Genomic DNA, 22,294 nt, shown 5'->3' on the forward strand with positions numbered 1-22,294 from the left:
GTTGCCTTTTTTACAGGGCTTCGGCGGACTGTGGCGCAGCTTGGTAGCGCACTACACTGGGGGTGTAGGGGTCGCAGGTTCAAATCCTGTCAGTCCGACCAATTTCATTATTCTGGGGGGGCATGACCTCACCATCACCACAGAAAAAGAATAACTCTCCTTGGTGCAGGTATTGGGCTGGCACTGACCTACAAAGAATAACTAAGGCTTCTTTACATATGGCAGGCCTTCGATCACTTCGTCGTTATCAAAAATGACTGAGCGACCGCATCTAAGGCAACCCGTTGTGACGCTCGGTCCACGAGGTTGTTGACTTTGATTCCGGCAAGCAGCTCCTCGGCACTTCCAAGGGTGCTCCCCCGACGCCACCGGCAAAGCCCACACCGCCCTCACCCAAGCCCTCCGTCTATATCGACGCCCTCGCCGACGCGGTAATCCGAGGCGAGTACGCCAAGGTCGACAAGAAAGGAACTCTGACCTTCACATTTAGGGAGGACTCCCAAGTCTCATGTCGATGCTGACTGGTGAACAGAAGTGAGGTGGAGATGACGTCCGTGCCAATGTTCAATCAGCCAACGGTCATGACTGGCGATGATGAGAGTTCCTCGCCAGTCCCGTAGCGCGTTCTCGAGTGCATCCATCGATTCCAAATCAAGGTAGTTAGTTGGCTCATCAATGATCAACAAAGCTGGTTGTTTCGCTAGGGCGACTGCAAATTGAGCCCGGCGTTGATTCCCTGCAGACAAGTTCACGATGGGAGTGCTCCACATTGAAGGATGCAGAATTCCTTTTCCAGCCTCGCCGACGCCATCTTGCCACCTCTCCGAGTCAAATCCTGCAATTGAACCATCAGGAAGCGTCTGCGGCACCACGCCGACGGGATCATCACGGGTGAGGGTGCCACTGTTCATAGTCCCCTCGGGTGCGTTTCCTGTGGCGATCCAGTTAAGCAGGGTTGATTTACCCGCCCCGTTTTCTCCTGTCACGAGGAGGTGCTCGCCTCGCCCTAAATCGAACGTAACCGGCAAAAGCCGACCTGCCACTGTCGCATCTCTGAGCGAGACGGCCAAACCAGTTCCGGGGTCAATCTTGAGGGAGGGGAACGCCAGGTTGTAGTGGCGGGGTTTCCGTATCTCTCGCTCTGAAATGCGTTCCAGGCGGACGTCGTCACTTCGGGTTCTTTTTGCCGATGTGGCTGCTGCGCGATCGGTGAAGAACTTCTTCTCTTTGCGAGTTGCGGTTTCAACCCGAACCCCACCACGGGCGATCTTCATGCTTTCGCGCCGATGCTCGTGTAGCTCGCGTTTCTCAGCTTGCTGTGCGGCGTGGATCTGTCGGTGTTTTGCACGGGCAGTCTTCTTCGCCAGCAGGTAGTGCGTGTAGTCCCCTGCGTTGCGGTACAAGCCCACGACCTTCTGTCCGTCCGCTTTGGCGAGTTCTTGCCAAACGGTGATGTCCATGTCGTAGATGGCAGTGGCGGTGTCGTTGATGAAAGATCTGTCGTGGCTCGTAGCGAGCACAGGGCCGTTCCAGTTCTTGACAACACCAGTGAGGAAATCGGCTGCTTCATGATCGAGATGATTGGTCGGCTCGTCTAGGATCAACACCTCAGGTCGCATCATCAGCAGGGTAGCCAGTTTCAGGCGTGCACGCTGACCTGGCGAAAGGGTCTGCATCATTCGATTGCTTCCCGACCCCATGAAATCTACGAGTCCCAGTCCTGCGAGTGTTTCATTCACTCGTGCATCCAACGACCACACATCAAGGGCGTTCAACCGGGCAAGAAGTTGGTCAAACTCCATTGCTAGATGAGTGTCTCCCGCTGCCATGGCTTCTGTGGCTTGGTCGAAGCGCGTGAGTAGCTCATTAAACGGTTTAAGCGCCGAGTCAAGGAATTGCGCAACGCTGCCGTCGAAAGACTCTGGATCGGGAACGTGCTGAGGAACAGGCCCAGAAACAATTCGGCCCGAATCAGGCGTCAACTCACCAGTGAGGACCCTTAACAGGGTGGATTTGCCGACCCCGTTCGGGCCAATCAAAAAGGCGCGTTCACCGTTTGGCACATGCAAACTCACACGGTCGAGAATGAGGCGGGAGCCGAATGAAAAAGAAATAGAATCGAGCAAAATTTCGGGCATAGTAATCTCCAATAGGAAGAAGTAACTTCAGTCACGTCTCAGCAGAGCTGAGTGGAGATCACATGTTCACCGGAATTACACGCTCCTCGGTTCGGGTAGGTCGTCAGTCGACGAATCCAGTCTAATTATACGCGATTATACGCGATTCGCTGAGACTCAAGCGGCTCCGTAATAGGGGCGAAACGCTGAATTGACCAGCTGCCTCCGTTTTGAACCAATCAGACGACCAAAACGCAGTTCGCACGCATTTGTATCCGTCGTGGCAAGAAAGTTTCGTACACGGTGCGTGAAGCACCGTCCGAGGCCAGTCCGATGTCGTCGGAAGCGAAAAGAATATCCACCATGAGCCGGATCGCGTCACGCGGAGTGTAGAACGCACCCGCGGCTTTGCCCTTGGTGTCGAATGCCTTGTACATGACGTGCTCGAAGAGGTCACCCATCTGGGCATCCGGCAGCGCCTCCATACTCATGTCGATGGTGGCGAAGTGTTTGACCACCGGCCACAGGCGTGAGGCACTGTCGAGAGTCTTCATCTTCACCGCGAAATCGAAAGCATCCCACACGTCGCGGACAGAGGCCGAGAACGCACCGACATAATCCATCAGCGCCTCATATACATGGTCGTCGAGCTGCGCGATCCGCGGCAAGTCCAGGCGAGAAGAGTTATAGAAGGAAAGACCAAAGCGAGCCTGCACCTCCCAGTCGATCATCTCGTCGCTGAAGCCCTCCTCCTGAAGACTCCATACCAGGTCGAGAACTTCATCTTTGGTCGGGGCGAGAATGCACTCAAGACGTCGCAGCACCGTCATCGGCAGAATATAGTCTCCGTAATCTTCAGGCTCGACGATGGAGCGCAGAAACTTGTCCGCTGTGTTCCAAACGGCGGACTGATTGAGTTCCGCTGTACTCATCCGGGCATGCCTCCTTGGGCCGAAAGTCTCAGTGCCCCTACGGTAAACGCACTGTCCAAAATCGTTCTCGAGACACGCACGTGCTGTCTCGCCTTCTAGTGCATCACCCCCGATAGACACCGTGCTGCTATGTTCGAACGAAGTATCGAACAGCTTCAATCCTTCAAGCTTTGCTGTCTTGCCTTATAAACCACCCTTAGCCACCCCTCCCACTCTCTAACGCGCTACACCTACCCCACTTCACTGCTTCAAGACTTAAGAACGACCTTCCTCCCCAACGTCAACTACTGGTTGACACACCTGTCAACCTATGGTTGACTAACTGTCATGGATCCATTGACGAATATCCGACACACACTGCAAGCAGTCAGCCTCGCCGAACACGAATTGGAGGATGCCGTCTCGCAAGCAAGAGATGCAGGACATTCATGGGCGGACATTGGGCAAGCGCTCAATGTTTCCCGCCAGGCAGCCTTTAAACGATTCGGTGCGGTGCGAAACCCCTTTACAGGAGAAACCATGGCCCCAGTATCAACCGACAAGCTCCCAGAGATTTCCGACAAGCTCATTCGCCACATTGCCAAGGGCGAAGAAGCAGAAACCATTGAAATGCTCGATCCGCACGTCCGCGAGGACCTCCCCTGGTCCGTCATCGTGGACGTTTGGACATCAATCCTGACCGACTTCGGCGAGCTCCAGGAGATCACCGACCAGACGATCGTCCCCATCAAGGGAGACCGCAACGCGGCACCGGAGTCAGAAGCACTCTCCGCAAAAAGCACGGGCACCTCTGTCGTCGTCTCGACGCTCAACCACGAAGCCGGCGAACTGATGTCTCGGATCGCCGTCAGCAGAGAGGGCACGGTCGTTGGCGTTCTTTTCTTGACGCCCGATGCCACGGACTACCCGTTCTAAGTCAGCTCCCGTAGTGGTAGCGGCGATCCGCCGTCTGCCACCACAAATAGTCCCCCCAAGGCAGACTCATCTCAAACGAGAATCATTAGTCCTCAATGAGGGCGTGGTGGGCGCCGCGCCCCCGCTCCAGGTTCTCGATGGAACCGAGGAGGCGGCGAGCGTTCTCGGGAGAGCGCAAAAGGTAGGCAGTTTCCCACAGTGATTCATACTCGGTATAGCTAATCGGCTTCACAGCGCACCTCCTGTCCTGAAAACCGCCGCAGGTCGTGTGCCTTCAATACTATCTGCCCCACTCGGGGTAGAAATCGCCTCCATTGGCGAGTTACCAGCCCCTGTGAGGTAGACTACATCCATGGAGCTCTTGCTGATTTACCTCGGTGTGGTCTTCGTTTGTGGCCTCATTGCTTGGGCCGTGCGGCTCCCACCCCTTATTGGCTTCCTCGCAGCCGGTTTCGCGCTCCACGCGGCCGGTGTGGAACACGTTGATTCCCTGGACCTTTTCGCCGATATCGGTGTGACCCTCATGCTCTTCGCCATCGGCCTACGCCTGGATCTTCGCGCGCTGACGGATAAGGCAGTCTGGCTCACCGCGAGCGCTCATGTTCTCGTGATGACGCTTATTGGTGCTGGCTTCATCACCGGCCTCGGCGCCCTCGGTGCCTTCGGCCCCACCGATTTCTCCGTGGCCGTAAATATCGCTCTGGTCTTGAGTTTCTCCAGCACCATCGTCGTCATCAAGATCCTGCAGGACCGAGGCGACGAGCAAGCCCTCTACGGCAACATCTGCGTCGGCGTGCTGATCATGCAGGACATTCTGGCCGTCGCGTTCATGAGCATCCTTCGGGGCGAACCGCCACGCCTGGCCTCCCTGCTGCTAGTCGCCATTGTCCCGCTGCTGGCATTGACCACCCGCCGTTGGTACAAGCTCGGCCACGGCGAGCTTGGCTCCCTGTTCGGCATCGTTATGGCATTGCTGCCGGGTTACGCACTCTTCGAATGGGTGGGGCTCTCCGGTAGCCTCGGAGCCCTCATCATGGGCGTGGTTCTCTCCCGCTCCCCCGGCGCAGAACAACTCAGCCACTCCCTGTTTACCCTCAAGGAGCTACTGCTGGTTGGCTTCTTCGTCAACATCGGCTTCCTGGGTCTACCAAACCTGCAAAACCTCGCCGACGCTGCCCTGTTGCTCATTCTGCTGCCCGTCCAAGGCATCGCCTACTGGGCGATCCTGTGGGGCCTCGGACTGCGCAATCGCACCTCCGTTCTCGCTTCACTATTGTTGGCGAACTACTCGGAGTTCGCGCTCATTATCGCTGCTCTCGGAGTAAGTGACGGTTGGCTCAACCAGCGCTGGCTGCTTTCCCTAGTACTCGCGGTATCCCTCAGCTTCGTCATTTCCGCAATTCTGAACCCGCAGAGTGTCTCGCGGGCAACACGCCTGGCAAAGCGCCTCCCGACGCGCCCGCCGCACAAGATCCACCCAGAGGATCGCCCCATCAAACTCGGCGATGCCCACGCCCTGGTTCTCGGCGTGGGCCGCCTGGGGGTGTCTTGCTACAACGAACTCACCGAGGTCTACGGCACGAAGGTCTTGGGCGTGGAGCACGACCCCGCCCGAGTGCGCCACCTGCAGGAGCGCGGTTACAACGTTGTGGAGGGCGACGCCACAGATATCGACTTCTGGGAGCGTGTGAAGGACAGCCACCAGATCGACATGATCATGCTTGCCATGCCCGCCCAGCACGCCAACGTAGACGCAGTAAAGGAGATTTTTGCCTCCAACATCAATCCGGAGGAATGCACCATCAGTTCAGTGGCCATGTACCGCGAGGATGTCGAGGAACTCGAAGAACTTGGGATCAACGTTGTTGTCCACCTTCAGGACGGTGCCGGCGAATCCCTCGCCGAACGCACCTTTACAGAGAATCAGCAGCGTCGCGCTCGGTCCCAGTAGCACGGCGGTCCGTGAAATACCGCACCGCATAGTACGCCGCAGCCACCACGACGAAGGCCACGCCCAGGAAGGTGAAGGCGCCCTGCCACAGCGGGTTATCGTGAGCCACGCCCTGGCCGAAGAAGCCGAACCTGCGGGACGTGGCGTTGCTGACGAAAGGCAGGAACACCACCGTCAATACCGCCACCACTGCGAAGCTCAGGAGCTGCTCAACAACCCAGCCCAGCACTCCCTTCACCTTGTCTGAGACCGCCTGTACCAGCCGGAACCCGGCGTCCAGAAAAACGACAAAGAGCGGTACCAAGAACACCCAGTGGTGATACCAGCTAAACGGCGAGATGATGCAGGCGACAACGCCGCCGAGGGCCATAATCATCGAGTAGTTACCGCGACGGTAGCAGCCCAGGACCACGATGCTGTACAGCACCACGATGGCGACAACGCCGACGAGCCACAGCACCGTGTTGTCGTAACCGAGGCGGTGCAAGACTGCGCCGAGGGACTGCGCGCCGGGATTGTCCTCGCCGCCGATGCGCTGGGTTTCGAAGATCTTGGTCTGCCAGAAAGACTTGGCGTCCGGGACGAACAGGAAGCCAATGACGACGGTCGCGAGGATCGTGAGGGTCATGTAGACCATCGCGCGCCAGCGCCTGCCCAGCAACAACGGCAGGTAGAAGAAGACCGGGGTGAGCTTAATGCCGGCGGCCACACCACTGAATACGCCGCCGCCCTTGTTGCCGGTGCGCCTGCGCAGGAAATCCAGGGCAACCAAGCCCATGAGGAAGATGTTGATCTGGCCCCAGAAGAAGGTGCCGAAAACCGGGGCCAGGTGGATGGAAGCGACTAGCGCCGCCAGGGAAACGAGGATTAGCCCCGGGGACCAGGCATAACCACGCTCGCGGAAAACACCGACAATCACCGCGAAAAGCACCAACGCGGTGAGCGCCAACCAGATACTCGCCGCAACCTCGAACGGGGCCAAGGGCAGCACCCTGAAGATCGCGCCGGAAAAGGGCGGATACGTAAAAGGAAGGCCCCCTACGAAAGGCTGGGAGTACAGCTCCTGCCCGCTGTTCAGAGCCACCGCCGCGTTGTAATAGACCTTAAAGTCCGTCGGCCACTTAAAGAGATTTGTGAACCAGGAAGCGCGAGTTTCCGGCAGAGTGAGCCGGTAGACCGCATACGCGGCGAGCAGGGCGAAAGCCACGAACGCGCCGAAAGCGCCCGGCAGCCTCTTGGTGGTGGACTCGGTTTTCACAGCCCCACCTTAAAACGCAGGATGCAAAAACCCGCTTAGGCGGTGCGGGAGTCTGCAAAAAAGGCATGACAAAAGTCATGGTGCAATTCGTGATGAACGGTATGCGCGCCCCCTTCGTCGGCGAAATAACGTGAAAACCATGAGCACAACACAACTGGCACACGCCATAGAAGTAAGCGGAATCAGCAAGACCTTCAACCCACGATCCAACAAACCAGTGCACGCGCTGAAGGACGTAAGCCTCAGCGTTCGCCCGGGCGAGATCATCGCACTGCTCGGCACCAACGGCGCGGGCAAGACCACCCTGGTGGACCTGATCCTGGGGCTTACCTCCCCGACCGCCGGCACCGTCGAGGTCATGGGCCTCTCCCCCAAGCAGGCGGTGTACAACCAGAACATCAGCGCACTGATGCAGACCGGTGGCCTGCTCCACGACATGACTGTGAAAGACACGGTGGAGATGATTGCCGCCGCGTTCCCGGAGCACCTGCCCCTCGACGAGGTCATCGAGCAGGCAAACCTGGAACCCATCTACAAGCGCCGCGTAGGCAAGTGCTCCGGCGGCGAACAGCAGCGTCTTCGCTTCGCCCTGGCCATCCTCGGCAACCCGGACATCCTCATCCTCGATGAACCCACCGCTGGTATGGACGCCGGCGCACGCCACCGCTTCTGGGACTCCATGAAGCACCAGGCCCAGCTGGGCCGCACGATCATCTTTGCCACCCACTACCTAGAGGAAGCGGACAACTTCGCTCAACGCATCGTGCTGATGAATAAAGGCGAGATCATCGCCGATGGCACCACCGACGAGCTGCGAAACCTGAGCGCCAACCGTGTGGTCAGCGCCGAGTTCCCGGGCGGATTCCCCGAGTTGTCGGGACTTAGGGGCGTCATAAAAAGCGAAGTAAACGGCCGCCGCCTGCGGATGACGACCAACGACTCTGACGCGCTTGCCCGGTACCTGTTGACGGAAACTGACGCCCGCAACCTCGACATCACCAGTCACAGCCTAGAGGACACGTTCCTCGCGCTGACGAACGAACACCAGGAGGCCTAACAATGAGCACCACCCTAAAATTCGCCGGCCACGAGCTACTACGCCTGCGCCGGGACATGACCACCCTGTTCTTCAGCATCGGCATGCCGATCTTCTTCTACCTGCTTTTCGGCGCAATGCAGGAATACGGCGATCAGGAAATGAACGGCGGTAACGTCTCCGCATTCGTCATGCTAGGCATGGCTTTCTACGCCGGCGTGGTTGGTGCGGTGGGTGCGGCGGGTTCTTCCGTTACAGATAACCGCAGTGGCTGGGGGCGGCAGCTGGCCCTTACTCCCCTACGTCCGTGGCAGCTGGTCTTCGCCAACGCCCTAAGCATCGCCGTGCGCGCGGTGCTGCCGATCGTGGCGGTGTTCGTCGTTGGCGGGCTAACCAAGGCTCACATGCAGGCCGATCAGTGGGCTTTGAGTTTTGTCGCATGCGTGCTGTGCTCTATCCCCTTCGGCTTCTACGGCCTAGCTTGGACGCTGACTATTCCGAAGGAGAACACGGTGGCCATCGCCACTGCATCCATTGTGATCCTGGCTTTCGCCGGCAACGTGTTTATGCCCCTGAGCGGAACGCTGCTGGACATTGGCCGATTTACCCCGATGTACGGTGCAATGACGCTGGTACGCTGGCCGCTGGCCGAAGGCGCGCAGCCCCTGGATAGTGGAGGCATGCTCTACGACCCTATGTGGTACGCCTGGGTTAGCATCGCGGTATGGACGGCGATCTTCGTAGGAATCTGCCTGCTGATGGGAAAGCGGGACAAAGGACGAAGCTAATGCGCCCCTTCAACGGCTTCCAGCTAAATGCCGCCATCTTCGCCTCGATATGGTTGGTATTCCTGGCTCCCGTCGCAATACAGGTCTACACAGGGGAAGAATACGGGACCGGGGCCGAAGCCTGGATGACGGTATGCATGCTGGCTTTCGGCGCATCCTATTTCTACGCGTTCGGCTCGCTGGGATACTTTCCGCGCGGCTGGGGGCAGCTACCGCGGGCACTGCTGCGATGGGGCATATTACTTGCTATTGCGCTGGTCAGCGTACCTGCAATCAAGGCTGGCGCAGCAACCTTTGCTCCCTACTTGGCAGCAATGCTGGGCTTTACAATGACGTTGAAGAAGGCGCTTCCGATCGTGATCGCCACAGGAGTAGTCGGAACGGCTGCAGTGTGGTACTGGGAACCAGAGGACCTCAACTGGGCCGCTTTCACGCTTTTCGTCATGCCGTTGCTACTCGTCGCACTTGGTATCTTCAGCCAATACGACGAATCCCGCCACAAGCTGCGGCACGAACTGGAGCTTGCACAGCAGCGTGAGGACATTGCCACGGACGTGCACGACCTCTTGGGCCACTCGCTGACAGTGATCAACCTGAAATCCGAAGTAGCTCGGCGGACGATAGAGAACAATCCCGAACAGGCCAAGCAAGAGCTTAAAGAGATCAGCGAGTTATCCCGTTTAGCTTTAGCGGAAGTGCGCTCGACAGTGACCCGAATGCGCACACCAACCTTCGCCGGAGAGCTGCAGGCGGCGCGCCGGGCTTTGGAAACAAAGGGCGTCACCGCGCATCTCCCCGAACTCCTAAAGGCACCGGGCACACACGACACAGTGTTTTCCTGGGGCCTGCGTGAGCTTACGACGAACGTGGTGCGGCACTCCGGGGCGAGCGCGTGCTGGGTGAGCGTCAATGCCCACAAGCTGCAGGTTACCGACGACGGCTGCGGGTTTAACGGTGAAGCCACGCAGGGTACTGGCGGTTTGGCCGGCCTGCGCGAGAGGGTCGAGGTAGCCGGCGGGCAGCTGATCGTACGCCGCGAACGGGGTCTGAGTACGGTGTTGATCGCTATGGAAGGCGACGACAAACTAATCGACGACGGCGCAGTGCCAGAGGAGGCCGCCCGATGAGCATTCGTGTATTACTTGCCGAGGACCAATCACTGGTGCGCGGAGCATTGATCGCGCTGCTCAACGCGGAGCCGGACATCGAAGTCGTTGCCGAATGTGCGACCGGGACTGAGGCCGTGGCTCTCGCGCAGGAGCAGCCCATCGACGTGGCTCTGCTGGACATCGAAATGCCCGGGCTGAACGGCATCGATGCCGCAAAGGAGCTGGCCGGGAATCGGTGCCGCTGCCTGATCGTGACGACATTCGGCAAGGCCGGGTACGTGAAACGTGCCATGGAGGTTGGCGTGGACGGATTCATCGTTAAGGACACGCCTCCCGAGGAGCTCGCCGATGCTATCCGACGGATCCATGCCGGCCTGCGCGTTATCGACCCGACGCTTGCCCAGGAAAGCTTATTGACGCCCGATAATCCCCTTAGTGAACGTGAGACCGAGGTGTGTCAGCAGCTTTTCGAGGGTAAGAGCTCCCCCTCCATCGCCAAGGCGCTGCACCTGTCGCCGGGCACGGTGCGCAACCACATTTCCAGCATTATGTCGAAGACGGGTGCGGGAAATCGCTACGAGGCGGCGCACCTGGCGAAAACGAATGGGTGGATCTAGCTCGCGCTGCCGATTAGCTGAACGACTGTTAGGTTTGTGTGAGTTACTTCACGGCTCAATCGCAGCACTCAAACATCGCAGTTAGGAAATCATGAAAACACCCCTCACCTGGCGCAAGACCGCTGCCGCAGCAGTGGCCGCCATCGTTTCCCTCGGCTCCGCAGGCACCGCAGTTGCCGCAACCAACTCCACTGTCGGTTCTTCCATTGCCGGCTCTTCTTTCAACTTCAATATCGGCTCCTCCATTGCCGGTTCCTCCAAGCCCCAGCCAAAGGAGCCGCAGGGCTTCGACCTGCAGTCGCACCGCGGTGGCCGTGGCGAGTACACCGAGGAATCCCGCAAGGCATTCGAAGAGTCCGTGAAAATGGACGTGTCCACCCTGGAACTGGACATCGTCCTGGCTGAAGACAGCACTCCGGTTGTTTGGCACGACCCGGAGATCCAGGCCGACAAGTGCACGGACACCAAGCCCGCCACCGAGAACGACCCCGAGTTCCCCTACGTCGGCAAGCTCGTCCACGAGCTGAATTGGAAGCAGCTGCAGACCCTGAACTGCAACAAGGTGCTCAAGGACTACCCAGACGCCAAGGCGGAAAAGACCAACAAGCTCCTGCAGCTGCAAGACGTCTTCGACATCGCGGCCACCGATCCGCAGATGCGCTTCAACATCGAAACCAAGATCGAAGCCGAGGACCGCCAGAAGTCCGCCACCCCGCAGGAATTCGTCGACGCGATCCTGCCAGTCGTGCGCGCCAACAAGGCAACCTCCCGCACCACCATCCAGTCCTTCGATTGGCGCTCGTTGCCGCTGGTGCGCAAGGCCCAGCCGGACATCTCTCTGGCTCTTCTTTATGACGCCACCACGTGGAAGTCCGGCTCCCAGTGGATCGGTGACGTTGACTACGACAAGCTGGGTGGCGATGTGAACAAGGCCGCTACCCAGATGGGTGCGGAGATTCTGTCCCCGGACTACAAGCTGGTCACCCCGGAGAACGTGGCTTCCGCCCACGCCGCAGGGCTGCAGGTTCTGCCGTGGACCGTAAACGAGAAATCCGACATGCAGGCCATGGTCGACGCGAAGGTCGACGGCCTGATCACCGACTATCCGACCCGAGGCCTGGAAGTTGTGAAGAAGAATAAGCTCCAGGTTCTCTAAACCAGCTTGAGTTCCCGGTAGCGGTTCGCCGCCGCCAGGATTTCCGCCCCGCGCGGGCGACTCAAGCGACCGGGGTGATCGCGCCCCGGCGCCAACACGGCCAGACCCTTCTCGGTGATGTGGCGTTCCAAGCGAGCGACCAGATCCACTAGCGGGGTCTGGCCGTCGGCGTTTTTAGACAGCCACGCCAGTGCCGCGGCGATGGCCGCCGTCTGCGAGGGCGCAACCAACTGGCCGACGGCGCTTAAGTCAATGTCGGAACGGTCCACACTGATCGTGGACAACCCGCGGGGCTTCGGCGGTTTGCGTGAGTTCAAGGTTCCACGAGCCAGGACACGCTCGGCGGCCCCGTGCTGAAACTGGTTCTGAGCTGGTTCCCCTGTACTCGCTGTGTCCCCTGTGTCCCCTGCAATTTCGTGGGCACGTGCGGTCACCTCGCTGGGGCGGTAGGCGTCCATCGCAATGACCGTGTCGGCCAGTCGCAGATAGGCACCCGAGCCGCCGGCGATAAGGACGGTGGAGACCGAGGTGGCGTCATACAAAGAGCGAACGCGCTGCACGAACGGGGTGATGGGCTCCTTGTCGTTCGGCACGAGGCGCTGCATCAGGCGGTCTCTGATCATGAAGTTGGTGGCCGAGGTGTCCTCGTCGATGAGCAGCGCGGACGTGCCTGCGGCGTGTGCTTCGACGACATTGGCTGCCTGCGATGTGGAACCCGAGGCGTTGGTGGTGCTGAAGCGGCGCGTATCGGCGCCGGTGGGCAGGTTGGTGATGAACGGCGAGATGTCGGCGCCGGTGATGGGACGGCAGTCCTCGGCGCGGACGCTGGCGACGTCGGCGCGGGAGATAACCCACTCGCGGCCATCGCCGGCGATGTGGGGATAAATGCCGCGTTCCAGGGCACGCAGCAGCGTGGACTTGCCGTGGTATCCGCCGCCGACGATGACGGTGAGCCCCTCCGGGATACCCATGCCCGTGACGGTGCGGCCGCTGGGGAGATTAAAGGTGTATGTGAGAGACTCTGGAGATTCGAAAGGCATGGCTTGCGAGGCGGCAAGCGGGCGGTCGCTATCGCCTGCAGCGCGCGGGAGGATCGCGCCGTTGCCGACGAAAGCGACGAGCTTGCGGGGTGCTAGCTGGGCGCGCAAGAACTCTTGATCGCGCAGCAGAGCCACGTGATCCTCGAGGGCACGGGCGTCAGCAGGGTCAAAACGGTCGTGAAACAGGCAGTCGTCGGCGAGTTGCGGCAGGTCATCGGCCAGAAGGTGGGCGGCCTGGCGGCCCAGGATGCGGCGGCCCTTGGCAGGCAGACCAACAAGCAGGCGGGCTTCGATGCGGTCGGGAGTGACCAGGACGTGAGTGCGTTCCAACACCTGCTGGCCGATATCACCGATGTGAACGTTCTTCGGGCGGTTGGCATCGGCTTGAATGCGGCGGGCTAGGAAGTCCGCGACCGCTACCCTGCCGATAGGGTCATCGATCAAATGCTGCGGAATCCCTGCGGCGTGCATGGGAAGGATAAGGCGCATCTTCGAGGGGCTGGCGTAAGGGTCGGCCTGCACGCGGTCGATCGACAGCGTGAGCCCGGGCTCGCCGAAAGCCCCCGCGAGCTTCTTGTAAGCCCCGTAGCCCGCGCCGTCTAACTTGCGGGCATGGTCGAAAAGATCTTTGAAGCTGCGTGCTGCTGTTTCGTTGCGTGCCATGGCTTCCAGAGTAAGGACAGAATTTGTTCTGCTCTAGTGTGCACCTGACCTGCGGGTACGTAAGCTTCAAGAATTTTTTAGGAAAATTTGTTTACGAGATGTAACAGTTTTCATGAGTGAACGTTTGTATGGGTGAAGGCGCTAACAAAACACACACTCACTCAACAGGCGCCTCACTACACACCGAAAGGATCACTCCCATGATTGAACTCGTTGCAACCTTTTTCCAGAACCTCGTCCAGGTAATCGGCGGCGCTATCGCTGGCCTGGTTGGCCTGATCACCGGCAAGTAAGAATCCCCCTTCTTCTGAGGTTTCTCACTGATCCCCGTCCACCTCGTGTGGGCGGGGATTTCTTTATAGGATCGGTGACATGCTGGCCTTCCTCGCTGAAAATCCGCTGATCGCCCTCGTCCTCATTCTTGCTCTCGGGTTTGCATTTGGAAAACTTCGAATTGGTGGCATGTCGCTGGGCACGGCGGCAATTCTTTTCGTCGCCATCATCTTCTCCACCCTCGAACCCGCCATCCAGCTTCCCCCGCTGCTGTTCCAATTCGGCCTGGCCATCTTCGTATACGCCATTGGGCTGACGGCAGGCCATGCCTTCTTCGCCGATTTCCGCGAGCGCGGGTGGCGCATGATCCTCTTCGTCGTCGTACTACTTGCCGGCCTGATGGGAATGACATGGCTGCTCGTGCCTCTGCTGGGAGTGGAGGCAGCCACTGCTACTGGCTCCTTCGCCGCAGCACTGACCTCCACGCCCGGCATGGCCGCCGTCGTTGACATGTTGGAAGGCAGCAACCCGGAACTCGCCGCCAACCCAGTGGTCGGTTACTCCCTGGCCTACCCCGGCGGTGTGCTCGGCGCAATCGCCGTGGCCGCCATCGGCGCGAAGGTCGTCAAGGTCAACCACCGCCAAGATGCGATCGACGAGGGCGTATTGCATGCCCCACTGGAACACCGCGGAATCCGTCTCCGCGAAGGCATTCATGGATGCGTACGCGACCTGCGGACGATCGCGGACACGAAGATCATCGTCACCCGATTGGTCCGACCGCACCACGCCACACAGGATGTCCAGGAAAAAGACCACAAGCTGGCCTACCCGGATGCGGAGGTCTACCCCGGGATGATCGTGGTTATTACCGGCACGCCAGATTCCCTAGATAGGGCCACCGCCGCGTTGGGCGAAGAGGTGGACATCGATATCGATAAGTCCTACATCGGCTACCGCCGCATCACAGTTTCTAACCCCAACATCGCCGGGCGCAGTATCAAGGACATTGATCCGATCAGCCACGGCTTCATTGTCGCCCGCGTGCGCCGCGGCGACGAAGACCTAGTCCCCGGCCCCGACGATGTGTTGCACTACTCCGACCGCGTGCGTGTGGTCACCCCGAAGCACCGGATCGACGAGGTCTCCCAGTTCCTGGGTGATTCCGAGCGCTCCCTGGCGGACGTCAACCTCCTGCCATTCACGCTGGGACTGGCCATCGGTCTACTGATCGGCGCCATCCCCATCCCCCTGCCGGGCGGCGCCACACTGAACCTGGGCTTCGGTGGCGGACCGATTGTCATGGGTCTGGTGTTTGGCGCGCTCGCCCGCACCGGCCCCATCGGCTGGCAAATCCCCTACCACGCCAACAAGGCCCTAAGCAGTCTTGGATTGGCGATCTTCCTGGCGGGCGTGGGCACTATCGCGGGCACGGGATTCCGCGACGCTTTGACGGATATCTCGTCCCTGAAATACATCGCGCTGGGGCTGATCGTTACCGTCGTATCCGCCCTGGTCTGTGGTCTGGCCGGAATGTGGGTACTGCGCCTCAAATGGGACGAGGCAATGGGCATGGCCGCGGGTGTATCTACCAACCCCGCGGTGATCAGCTACCTCAACGACCAGTCGGGCACTGAATTGCCCATGCGTGGGTATGCCACGGTGTACCCGGCAGCGATGATCGGCAAGATCGTCGGCTGCCAGGTACTGCTACTGATGCTGCTGTAAAGCAGCAGCTTTACAGATCCTGTGCACCGGCGCGCTGAGGCAGCACGCGCGGGCGCACACCGGCAATTTCCTCGACGATGCGCACGACCTGGTTGGAGTAGCCGAACTCGTTGTCGTACCAGACGTACAGCACCAGATGGTTACCGTTGGCGATGGTGGCCAGGCCGTCGACGATGCCCGCGTGAGTGGTGCCAACAAAGTCGGTGGACACGACCTCCGGGGACTTAATGAAGTCGATCTGCTGGCGCAGCGTGGAGTGCAGGGAAACGCGGCGCAGGAAGTTGTTGACCTCGTCGGCTTCAACTTCCTTATCCAGGGTCAGGTTCAGCACTGCCATGGATACATCCGGGGTGGGAACGCGGATAGCGTTACCGGTCAGCTTGCCCGCGAACTCCGGCAGAGCCTTGGCCACTGCCTTCGCCGCGCCCGTTGCAGTCAGCACCATGTTCAGGCCAGCAGCGCGGCCACGACGGTCGCCCTTGTGGAAGTTATCGATCAGGTTCTGGTCGTTAGTGAAGGAGTGCACGGTCTCGACGTGGCCGTGCTGCACGCCGTAACGGTCGTTGATCACCTTCAGCACCGGGGTGATGCCGTTGGTGGTGCAGGACGCCGCAGACAGAATCCGGTCATCCTCAGTGATGTCGCCGTGGTTGATGCCGTAGACGATGTTCTTGATGTCACCCTTGCCCGGTGCGGTCAGCAGAACCTTGGACACACCCTTGGACTGCAGGTGCTGGGACAGGCCGTCGCGGTCGCGCCACACGCCGGTGTTGTCCACCACGATCGCGTCGTTGATGCCGTAGCTGGTGTAGTCGATCTCCGCCGGGTTGTTAGCGTAGATGATCTTGATTGGGGTGCCGTTGGCCCAGATCGTGTTGTTCTCGTGATCCGTGGTGATGGTGCCGTCGAAGGCGCCGTGGACGGAGTCGCGGCGCAGCAGGGAGGCACGCTTAACCAGGTCGCCCTCGCCCTTGGAACGGACGACGACGGCGCGCAGGCGGGCACCACCGTAAGTAGCCTCGCGGGAAACCAGGATGCGGGCCAGCAGACGGCCGATGCGACCAAAACCGTAGAGGACGATGTCGCGGAGCTCTACCTGCTCCGGGCCACCGATGACCTCGGCCAGCTCGCGCTCCAGGTACTCGCGCAGGGTCAGCCCCTCGGAGTCCTTGTTGTAGCGGCTAGCCAGGGATCCGATGTCGATGGAGGCGGTGCCCAGGTTCATTTCCACCAGCTCGCGCAGAACCGGCAGGGTCTGCTCCAGCGGCAGCTCCTTTTCCACCACGCGGCGGGCGTAGCGGTGGGACTTGATGATGTCGATGTCGGTGACGTTGACCAGCAGTCGACCGAAAATAGAGGTTACGACGTTCTTATCGCGGTGCAGTCGGCTGATCAGCGGCAGCATCTCTTGTGCCAGAGCCAGCCGCTCGTTCCAATCGCTGTGCAGATCGCTCGTGGTGTGCGCGTTGTCGGTCATCTATACCTCACTACCTCACTGGAGGGAATCGTTTTGCCAAAATCCGGGGGTCACCCGCTTACCCCCTAAGTCTAGTGGCAGACTCCCCCACACCCATTAATCCGGGGGCTTAAAGGGGTAGACGTTTATTCTGGGAATATGACTAACTCTTCTGCAACCAACAATCCGCAGCCCAGCGATGTGGAGATCGCGCAGGCCCACACGCTGGAACCCATCACCACGATCGCGGAGCGCGCCGGCATCCCGGAAGCCGCCCTGATCCCCTACGGCCACACAAAGGCCAAGATCGACGTTCCCGCGCTCAAGGCCGAACGTGGGGGCGTCAATAAGAAGGGCAAGCTCGTGCTCGTGACGGCAATGAGCCCAACCCCCGCCGGTGAAGGCAAGTCCACCGTGCTTATCGGTCTGGCAGATGCCGTGCGTGCGGCAGGGCGCCAGACGATGGTGGCGATCCGCGAACCCTCCCAGGGACCGGTCATGGGCATCAAGGGCGGCGCAGCGGGCGGCGGCTACGCGCAGATCGTGCCGATGGAGGACATCAACCTACACTTCACCGGCGACATGCACGCCATCACTGCGGCGACGAACACCCTGGCTGCGATGATCGATAACCACGTGCAACACGGCAACGCGCTGGGCATCGACCCGCGGCGTGTGACGTGGCGGCGCTGCCTGGACGTCAACGATCGTTCGCTGCGCCACGTGGTCACCGGCCTGGGCGGGCCGGGTCAGGGCACTCCGCGCGAGGGCGGCTTCGACATCACCGCAGCCAGCGAGATCATGGCGATCCTGTGCCTGGCCACCGACCTGGAGGATCTGAAGAAGCGCATCGGGCGCATCGTGGTGGGCCAGACCTACGACCGCAAGCCCGTCACCGCGGGCGACCTGAAGTGCGCGGGCGCAATCACCGCCCTGCTGCGCGACGCGATCAACCCGAACCTAGTACAGACCCTGGGCGGCACCCCTGCCCTGGTACACGGCGGGCCTTTTGCAAACATCGCCCACGGCTGTAACTCCCTGATTGCGACGACGACGGCGCTGGATCTGTCGGAGGTCGTGCTGACCGAGGCCGGATTCGGCAGCGACCTGGGCGCGGAGAAGTTCTTCGACATCAAGTCCCGAGCCGGCGACCTGTCTGTGGCCGCAACCGTGGTGGTGGCCACGATCCGCTCGCTGAAGCACAACGGCGATTCCGTGCTGAAGGCCGGGCTGGCCAACCTGGAGCGCCACGTCAGCAACATCCGCAAGTTCGGCGTGGAGCCCGTGGTGGCGCTGAACCTGTTTAGCTCCGACACGGACGCCGATCGCCAGCTGATCGCCGACTGGGGCAAGGACTTCGGGGTGCGCGTGGTGGAATGCAACGTGTGGGCCGAGGGCGGCGCCGGTGCGGCGGATCTGGCCACTGCCGTGTTGGAGGTCGTCGATGGTGTTTCTGGTGATGACGCCCCTAGCTCCAGCCACCAGATCTATCAGCCCATCGATGGTGTGGAAGCCACCCTGCACACGCTTGCCACGGAGATCTACGGCGCGGCGGACGTGCAGTTCGGCCCGCAGGCCGTGAAGGATCTGGCGTTTCTGAAGGACAACGGCTGGGACAAGCTGCCGGTGTGCGTGTCGAAGACGCAGTACTCGTTCAGCGATGATCCCAGCGCGCTGGGTGCGCCGAGCGGCCACACTCTGCACGTCCGCGAACTGGTGCCACGAATCGGCGCCGGATTCGTGGTCGCACTGACGGGCGACGTGATGACTCTGCCTGGGCTGCCGAAGAAACCCGCGGCGGAGCGCATCGACGTGGATGCGCAGGGAGTTATCTCCGGGCTGTTCTAGCCGGGCTGGCTAGTCCAGCCAGTCCAGCTACTTCTTGCGCTTCTTCTCGCGCACGCGCACTGCGATGCGTACCGGCGAGCCTTCGAAGCCGAAGGATTCGCGCAGCTTGCGCTCCAGGAAGCGGCGGTAGCCGTGCTCCAGGAAGCCGGTGGTGAACAGCACGATCACCGGCGGCTTGGTGGAAGCCTGGGTGGCAAACAGCACGCGCGGCAGGCGACCGCCACGCATCGGCGGCGGGGTCTCCGCGATCACGGCGCGCAACCAGGTGTTCAACTGGCCGGTGGAGATGCGCTGATCCCAGCTCTCCAAGGCCTCAATCATCGCGGGCTCCAGCTTCTGCAGCGCGCGGCCGGTCTTCGCGGAAATGTTCACGCGGCGAGCCCACGGAACGTGAGACAATTGCAGCTCAATCTCGCGCTCCAGCAGCTCGCGGCGGTCTTCATCAACAAGGTCCCACTTGTTGTAGGCCACGACCAGGGCACGCCCCGAGTCAAGGATCATGCGAAGTACTCGCTGGTCCTGCTCGGCGATGGGTTCGCTGGCGTCCACAAGAAAAACAGCGACCTCCGCCGCGTCGATGGCGGAGCGGGTGCGCAGCGAGGCGTAGAACTCGTGGCCGCGCGCCTGCTTCGTCTTTTTGCGAATGCCCGCGGTGTCGACGAACTTCCAGGTCTTTTCCTCCAGCTCGACGATGGAGTCGACCGGGTCGACTGTAGTGCCGGCGACGTTGTTGACCACGGAGCGTTCCTCGCCCGTGATTTTGTTCAGCAGGGAGGACTTGCCCACGTTCGGGCGGCCGACCAGAGCCACGCGGCGCGGGCCGGAAACGACGGAAAGCTCGCGGGGGTGCTCCGGGAAGGAGCGCAAAACTTCGTCCAGCACGTCCGCCGCACCCTTGCCGTGCTGCGCAGACACCGGGTACGGGTTATCCAGGCCCAGCGCCCAGAACTCGGCGACGTCGCCCAGCTGCGCGTCCGCGTCACACTTGTTAGCCACCACGATCACCGGCACCTGACTGCGCTGCAGCTTGCGTGCAATGACCTCATCGGTGGAAGTGATGCCCACCTTCGAGTCGACCACAAAGACGATCACGTCGGCGGTTTCCATGGCGGTCTCAGCCTGGCGGGCGATGGCTGCGTGGATGCCCTTCGCATCCGGATCCCAGCCGCCCGTGTCCTGCACCCAGAACCGGCGGCCGGACCACTCGCCCAAGTAGGAAATGCGGTCGCGGGTGACGCCCGGGAAGTCCTCCACCACGGCTTCGCGGCGACCGATGAAGCGGTTCACCAGGGTGGACTTGCCCACGTTCGGACGGCCAACAATGGCGACGGTGCACAGCGCTTCGCGCTCGGCTTCCTCGTCGTCCATCATGCCGAAGGCCTGCTCCAGGGCTTCCCAGTCCTCCTCGGTTTCCGGCATATCGCCGCCGCCCTCCAAGGTGAAGTCCTCGGGGCCGGTGATGAAGAACTCTTCGGGGTCGGATTCGTCGTCGTAGTCGCCGAGCTCTTCGTCCGAGAAGTCGGCGTCCGAGAAATCAGCGTCCGAGAAGTCGGCGTCCGAGAAATCAGACTCCCCCAGCACCTCGCCGTCGGCGGTGCGGAAGGTCAGTTCCTCGGGGACCTCCGCGCTGTCGGATGAAGCGCTGGCCAGGGTCAGCTCTGCCAGTTTCTCCAGCACCTCGTCGATGTCCATCTCTCCGGTGTCGACGATCACAGCGTCGTCTGCGGGGCGTAGCGGGGACGTTTCGCGGGAGGAGTCTGCCTCATCACGGCGCTGCACGTCCGCGAGTACCGCGTCGAAATCCACGTCCCGGCCAGCGGCAATGTCTTGGTCGTAACGCCGCTGAGCCCGCACCTCTGCGGAGGCGGTCATGAAGATCTTCACTGGGGCGTCCGCAAGAACAACAGTGCCGATGTCGCGGCCCTCGACCACGCAGCGACCGGCGGCGAAGGCCAGGGAGCGCTGCAAGGCCACCAGGTTCTCGCGAACCTCCGGGATGGCGGCTACGGCGGAGACGTGTGCGGTGACCTCGGGGCCGCGGATCTCGCCGGAAACGTCGGTGCCGTCCAGCAGAACCTCGGTGGACGTGGGATCCTCGTTGATCTCCAGCGGCAGGTCGGCGGTGGCGGCAATGATCGCCTCGCGGGCAGACTCCGTGGATGGATCGATGCCCTGGCGCAGTACGTGCAGGGTAGCCACGCGGTACATTGCGCCGGTATCCAGGTACTTCGCGTCCGCGGCGGTGGCTAGGCGGCGGCAGACGGTGGACTTACCGGTGCCGCTGGGGCCGTCAACGGCGACAATCAGGCCACCGTCGGCGACATTGGTGGCGCTGGCGAGCTGATCCAGGGCGGAGCCGGGCTCGTAAAAAGGTGCGTTCGTCATGGAAAGGTCGTTCCCCTAGTTAATTGTGTGTCTATGTCGGCTGTAGTGGCAGTGTTTACTGCGACGGCTGTGCTGGCTGCGCTGTTTCTACAGCCCGACCTTCTTATACAAGCTTTGCAATTCCGCCTGATTCAGCGCGCGGATCGTGCCCGGCTTCTGCTCGCCCAATTGCACGGTGTGGATCTTAGTGCGGACCAGCGCCTGAACTGGGAAGCCGGCCTCCTTCAGCATGCGGCGCACAATGTGCTTGCGCCCTTCGTGCAGCTCGATCTTGATCAGCGACTTACCCTGCCAGACGTCCACGATCTGCACGCTATCGGCGCGGGCGGTGCCGTCGTCCAGCTCCACGCCGTCCTTCAGGTCGCGGATCAGTTTGCGGCTGGCCTCGCCCAGCACCGTGGCCATGTAGGTCTTTCGCACCTCGTACTTCGGGTGCATCAGGCGGTTGGCCAGCTCGCCGTCGTTGGTGAGCAGCAGCAGCCCCTCCGTCGCGGCGTCCAAACGACCAACGTGGAACAGACCCTGGCCTTCCTTTAGGCGGGTGCCGACCAGGTCACCGACGCACGGGCGACCTAGCTCGTCGCTCATGGTGGAGTGCACGCCACGCGGCTTGTTCAGCACGAAGTACACCATTTCCTCGTTGACCTGCACGCGCTCTCCATCCACGCGAACAATATCCACGCTCGGGTCGATGCGGGTGCCCATCTTCACGACGATTTCGCCGTTGACTTCCACACGACCGGCGGCGATGAGCTTCTCGCTCATGCGGCGGCTGGCCACACCTGCGGAAGCCAGCACCTTCTGTAGGCGCACCTGGGCTTTCTCCGAATCGGGCTGGTTCAGAGCAGCGGCTGCCTCCTGCTCCGTTACGTGCTGGCGCTTGGCTGGCTTGGCCTGCGATAGGTAGATGTCTTTCGGAGCGGTCTCCGGTGTGCCGTCTCGGCGAGCGGGTGTGTCCACGGTGTTTCTAGCCCTTCGAACTAAAATCTTGAATTATCCGCCCGAATTGTACCCCTCAGCCT

Annotated in this window: 17 protein-coding genes and 1 tRNA gene; 10 read left to right on the plus strand and 8 right to left on the minus strand. The window is 61.0% G+C overall.

The window, feature by feature from the left end:
• The first annotated feature begins 24 nt into the window (after positions 1–24).
• Positions 25–101: transfer RNA gene (locus CRD15_RS09395), tRNA-Pro, on the plus strand.
• A gap of 405 nt (positions 102–506) precedes the next feature.
• Here the strand turns inward: CRD15_RS09395 and CRD15_RS09400 are convergent.
• Together CRD15_RS09400 and CRD15_RS09405 are read right to left on the minus strand one after the other, a co-directional pair.
• Positions 507–2,138, minus strand: a complete 1,632-nt coding sequence (locus CRD15_RS09400; protein WP_034981901.1) for an ABC-F family ATP-binding cassette domain-containing protein — start codon at positions 2,136–2,138, stop codon at positions 507–509.
• 218 nt (positions 2,139–2,356) lie between these two features.
• Entirely contained in the window at positions 2,357–3,049 is a 693-nt protein-coding gene (locus tag CRD15_RS09405) for a type I restriction-modification system subunit M N-terminal domain-containing protein (RefSeq protein WP_034967712.1), read from the minus strand.
• 519 nt (positions 3,050–3,568) lie between these two features.
• Here CRD15_RS09405 and CRD15_RS09410 point away from each other — a divergent pair.
• Positions 3,569–3,964 (plus strand): hypothetical protein, encoded by a 396-nt coding sequence (locus CRD15_RS09410; RefSeq protein WP_034967709.1) that lies wholly within the window; start codon positions 3,569–3,571, stop codon positions 3,962–3,964.
• An 85-nt stretch (positions 3,965–4,049) separates the two neighbouring features.
• Here the strand turns inward: CRD15_RS09410 and CRD15_RS10060 are convergent, their stop codons facing one another.
• Positions 4,050–4,196, minus strand: coding sequence for a hypothetical protein (locus tag CRD15_RS10060; RefSeq protein WP_202805474.1), 147 nt, complete (start codon positions 4,194–4,196; stop codon positions 4,050–4,052).
• A 120-nt stretch (positions 4,197–4,316) separates the two neighbouring features.
• Here CRD15_RS10060 and CRD15_RS09420 point away from each other — a divergent pair, with 120 nt between their 5' ends.
• On the plus strand, positions 4,317–5,915 hold the full coding sequence (locus tag CRD15_RS09420; RefSeq protein WP_034967707.1) for a cation:proton antiporter family protein: 1,599 nt from the start codon (positions 4,317–4,319) through the stop codon (positions 5,913–5,915).
• Here the strand turns inward: CRD15_RS09420 and CRD15_RS09425 are convergent.
• Positions 5,878–7,173: a glycosyltransferase family 87 protein gene (locus CRD15_RS09425; RefSeq protein WP_051879606.1), complete on the minus strand. Its 1,296-nt coding sequence runs from the start codon at positions 7,171–7,173 to the stop codon at positions 5,878–5,880. The genes CRD15_RS09420 and CRD15_RS09425 overlap by 38 nt on opposite strands.
• Before the next feature lie 139 nt (positions 7,174–7,312).
• Here CRD15_RS09425 and CRD15_RS09430 point away from each other — a divergent pair, with 139 nt between their 5' ends.
• The 5 genes from CRD15_RS09430 to CRD15_RS09450 all read left to right on the plus strand — a co-directional run bounded on the left by CRD15_RS09430 (position 7,313) and on the right by CRD15_RS09450 (position 11,879).
• Positions 7,313–8,230 (plus strand): ABC transporter ATP-binding protein, encoded by a 918-nt coding sequence (locus tag CRD15_RS09430; RefSeq protein ID WP_187402395.1) that lies wholly within the window; start codon positions 7,313–7,315, stop codon positions 8,228–8,230.
• Positions 8,231–8,232: 2 nt separating this feature from the next.
• Positions 8,233–8,997 (plus strand): ABC transporter permease, encoded by a 765-nt coding sequence (locus CRD15_RS09435; RefSeq protein ID WP_187402396.1) that lies wholly within the window; start codon positions 8,233–8,235, stop codon positions 8,995–8,997.
• On the plus strand, positions 8,997–10,124 hold the full coding sequence (locus tag CRD15_RS09440) for a sensor histidine kinase (RefSeq protein ID WP_187402397.1): 1,128 nt from the start codon (positions 8,997–8,999) through the stop codon (positions 10,122–10,124). Before CRD15_RS09435 ends, CRD15_RS09440 begins: the two co-directional genes overlap by 1 nt.
• A complete protein-coding gene (locus CRD15_RS09445; RefSeq protein ID WP_187402398.1) occupies positions 10,121–10,723 on the plus strand; it encodes a response regulator transcription factor in 603 nt (200 codons plus the stop codon). Before CRD15_RS09440 ends, CRD15_RS09445 begins: the two co-directional genes overlap by 4 nt.
• Before the next feature lie 91 nt (positions 10,724–10,814).
• On the plus strand, positions 10,815–11,879 hold the full coding sequence (locus CRD15_RS09450; RefSeq protein WP_187402399.1) for a glycerophosphodiester phosphodiesterase family protein: 1,065 nt from the start codon (positions 10,815–10,817) through the stop codon (positions 11,877–11,879).
• On the opposite strand, the gene CRD15_RS09455 is transcribed toward CRD15_RS09450, so the two are convergent.
• A complete protein-coding gene (locus CRD15_RS09455) occupies positions 11,876–13,582 on the minus strand; it encodes an ABC-ATPase domain-containing protein (RefSeq protein ID WP_187402400.1) in 1,707 nt (568 codons plus the stop codon). The genes CRD15_RS09450 and CRD15_RS09455 overlap by 4 nt on opposite strands.
• Before the next feature lie 372 nt (positions 13,583–13,954).
• On the opposite strand from CRD15_RS09455, the gene CRD15_RS09460 reads away from it, so the two are divergent.
• On the plus strand, positions 13,955–15,583 hold the full coding sequence (locus CRD15_RS09460) for an aspartate:alanine exchanger family transporter (RefSeq protein ID WP_187402401.1): 1,629 nt from the start codon (positions 13,955–13,957) through the stop codon (positions 15,581–15,583).
• A 10-nt stretch (positions 15,584–15,593) separates the two neighbouring features.
• On the opposite strand, the gene CRD15_RS09465 is transcribed toward CRD15_RS09460, so the two are convergent.
• Positions 15,594–17,060: a glyceraldehyde-3-phosphate dehydrogenase gene (locus tag CRD15_RS09465; protein WP_034976615.1), complete on the minus strand. Its 1,467-nt coding sequence runs from the start codon at positions 17,058–17,060 to the stop codon at positions 15,594–15,596.
• Between the two features lie 138 nt (positions 17,061–17,198).
• On the opposite strand from CRD15_RS09465, the gene CRD15_RS09470 reads away from it, so the two are divergent.
• Entirely contained in the window at positions 17,199–18,887 is a 1,689-nt protein-coding gene (locus tag CRD15_RS09470; protein WP_187402402.1) for a formate--tetrahydrofolate ligase, read from the plus strand.
• A 27-nt stretch (positions 18,888–18,914) separates the two neighbouring features.
• Here CRD15_RS09470 and der read toward each other — a convergent pair whose 3' ends face one another.
• Positions 18,915–21,272 carry a bifunctional cytidylate kinase/GTPase Der gene (der, locus tag CRD15_RS09475; RefSeq protein WP_034974262.1) on the minus strand — a complete coding sequence of 786 codons (2,358 nt, stop codon included), beginning with the start codon at positions 21,270–21,272 and terminating at the stop codon, positions 18,915–18,917.
• 87 nt (positions 21,273–21,359) lie between these two features.
• Positions 21,360–22,232: a pseudouridine synthase gene (locus CRD15_RS09480; RefSeq protein ID WP_034974260.1), complete on the minus strand. Its 873-nt coding sequence runs from the start codon at positions 22,230–22,232 to the stop codon at positions 21,360–21,362.
• Positions 22,233–22,294 lie beyond the last annotated feature (62 nt).

The organism is Corynebacterium sp. LK28 (assembly GCF_014335105.1).
GTDB lineage: Bacteria > Actinomycetota > Actinomycetes > Mycobacteriales > Mycobacteriaceae > Corynebacterium > Corynebacterium macclintockiae.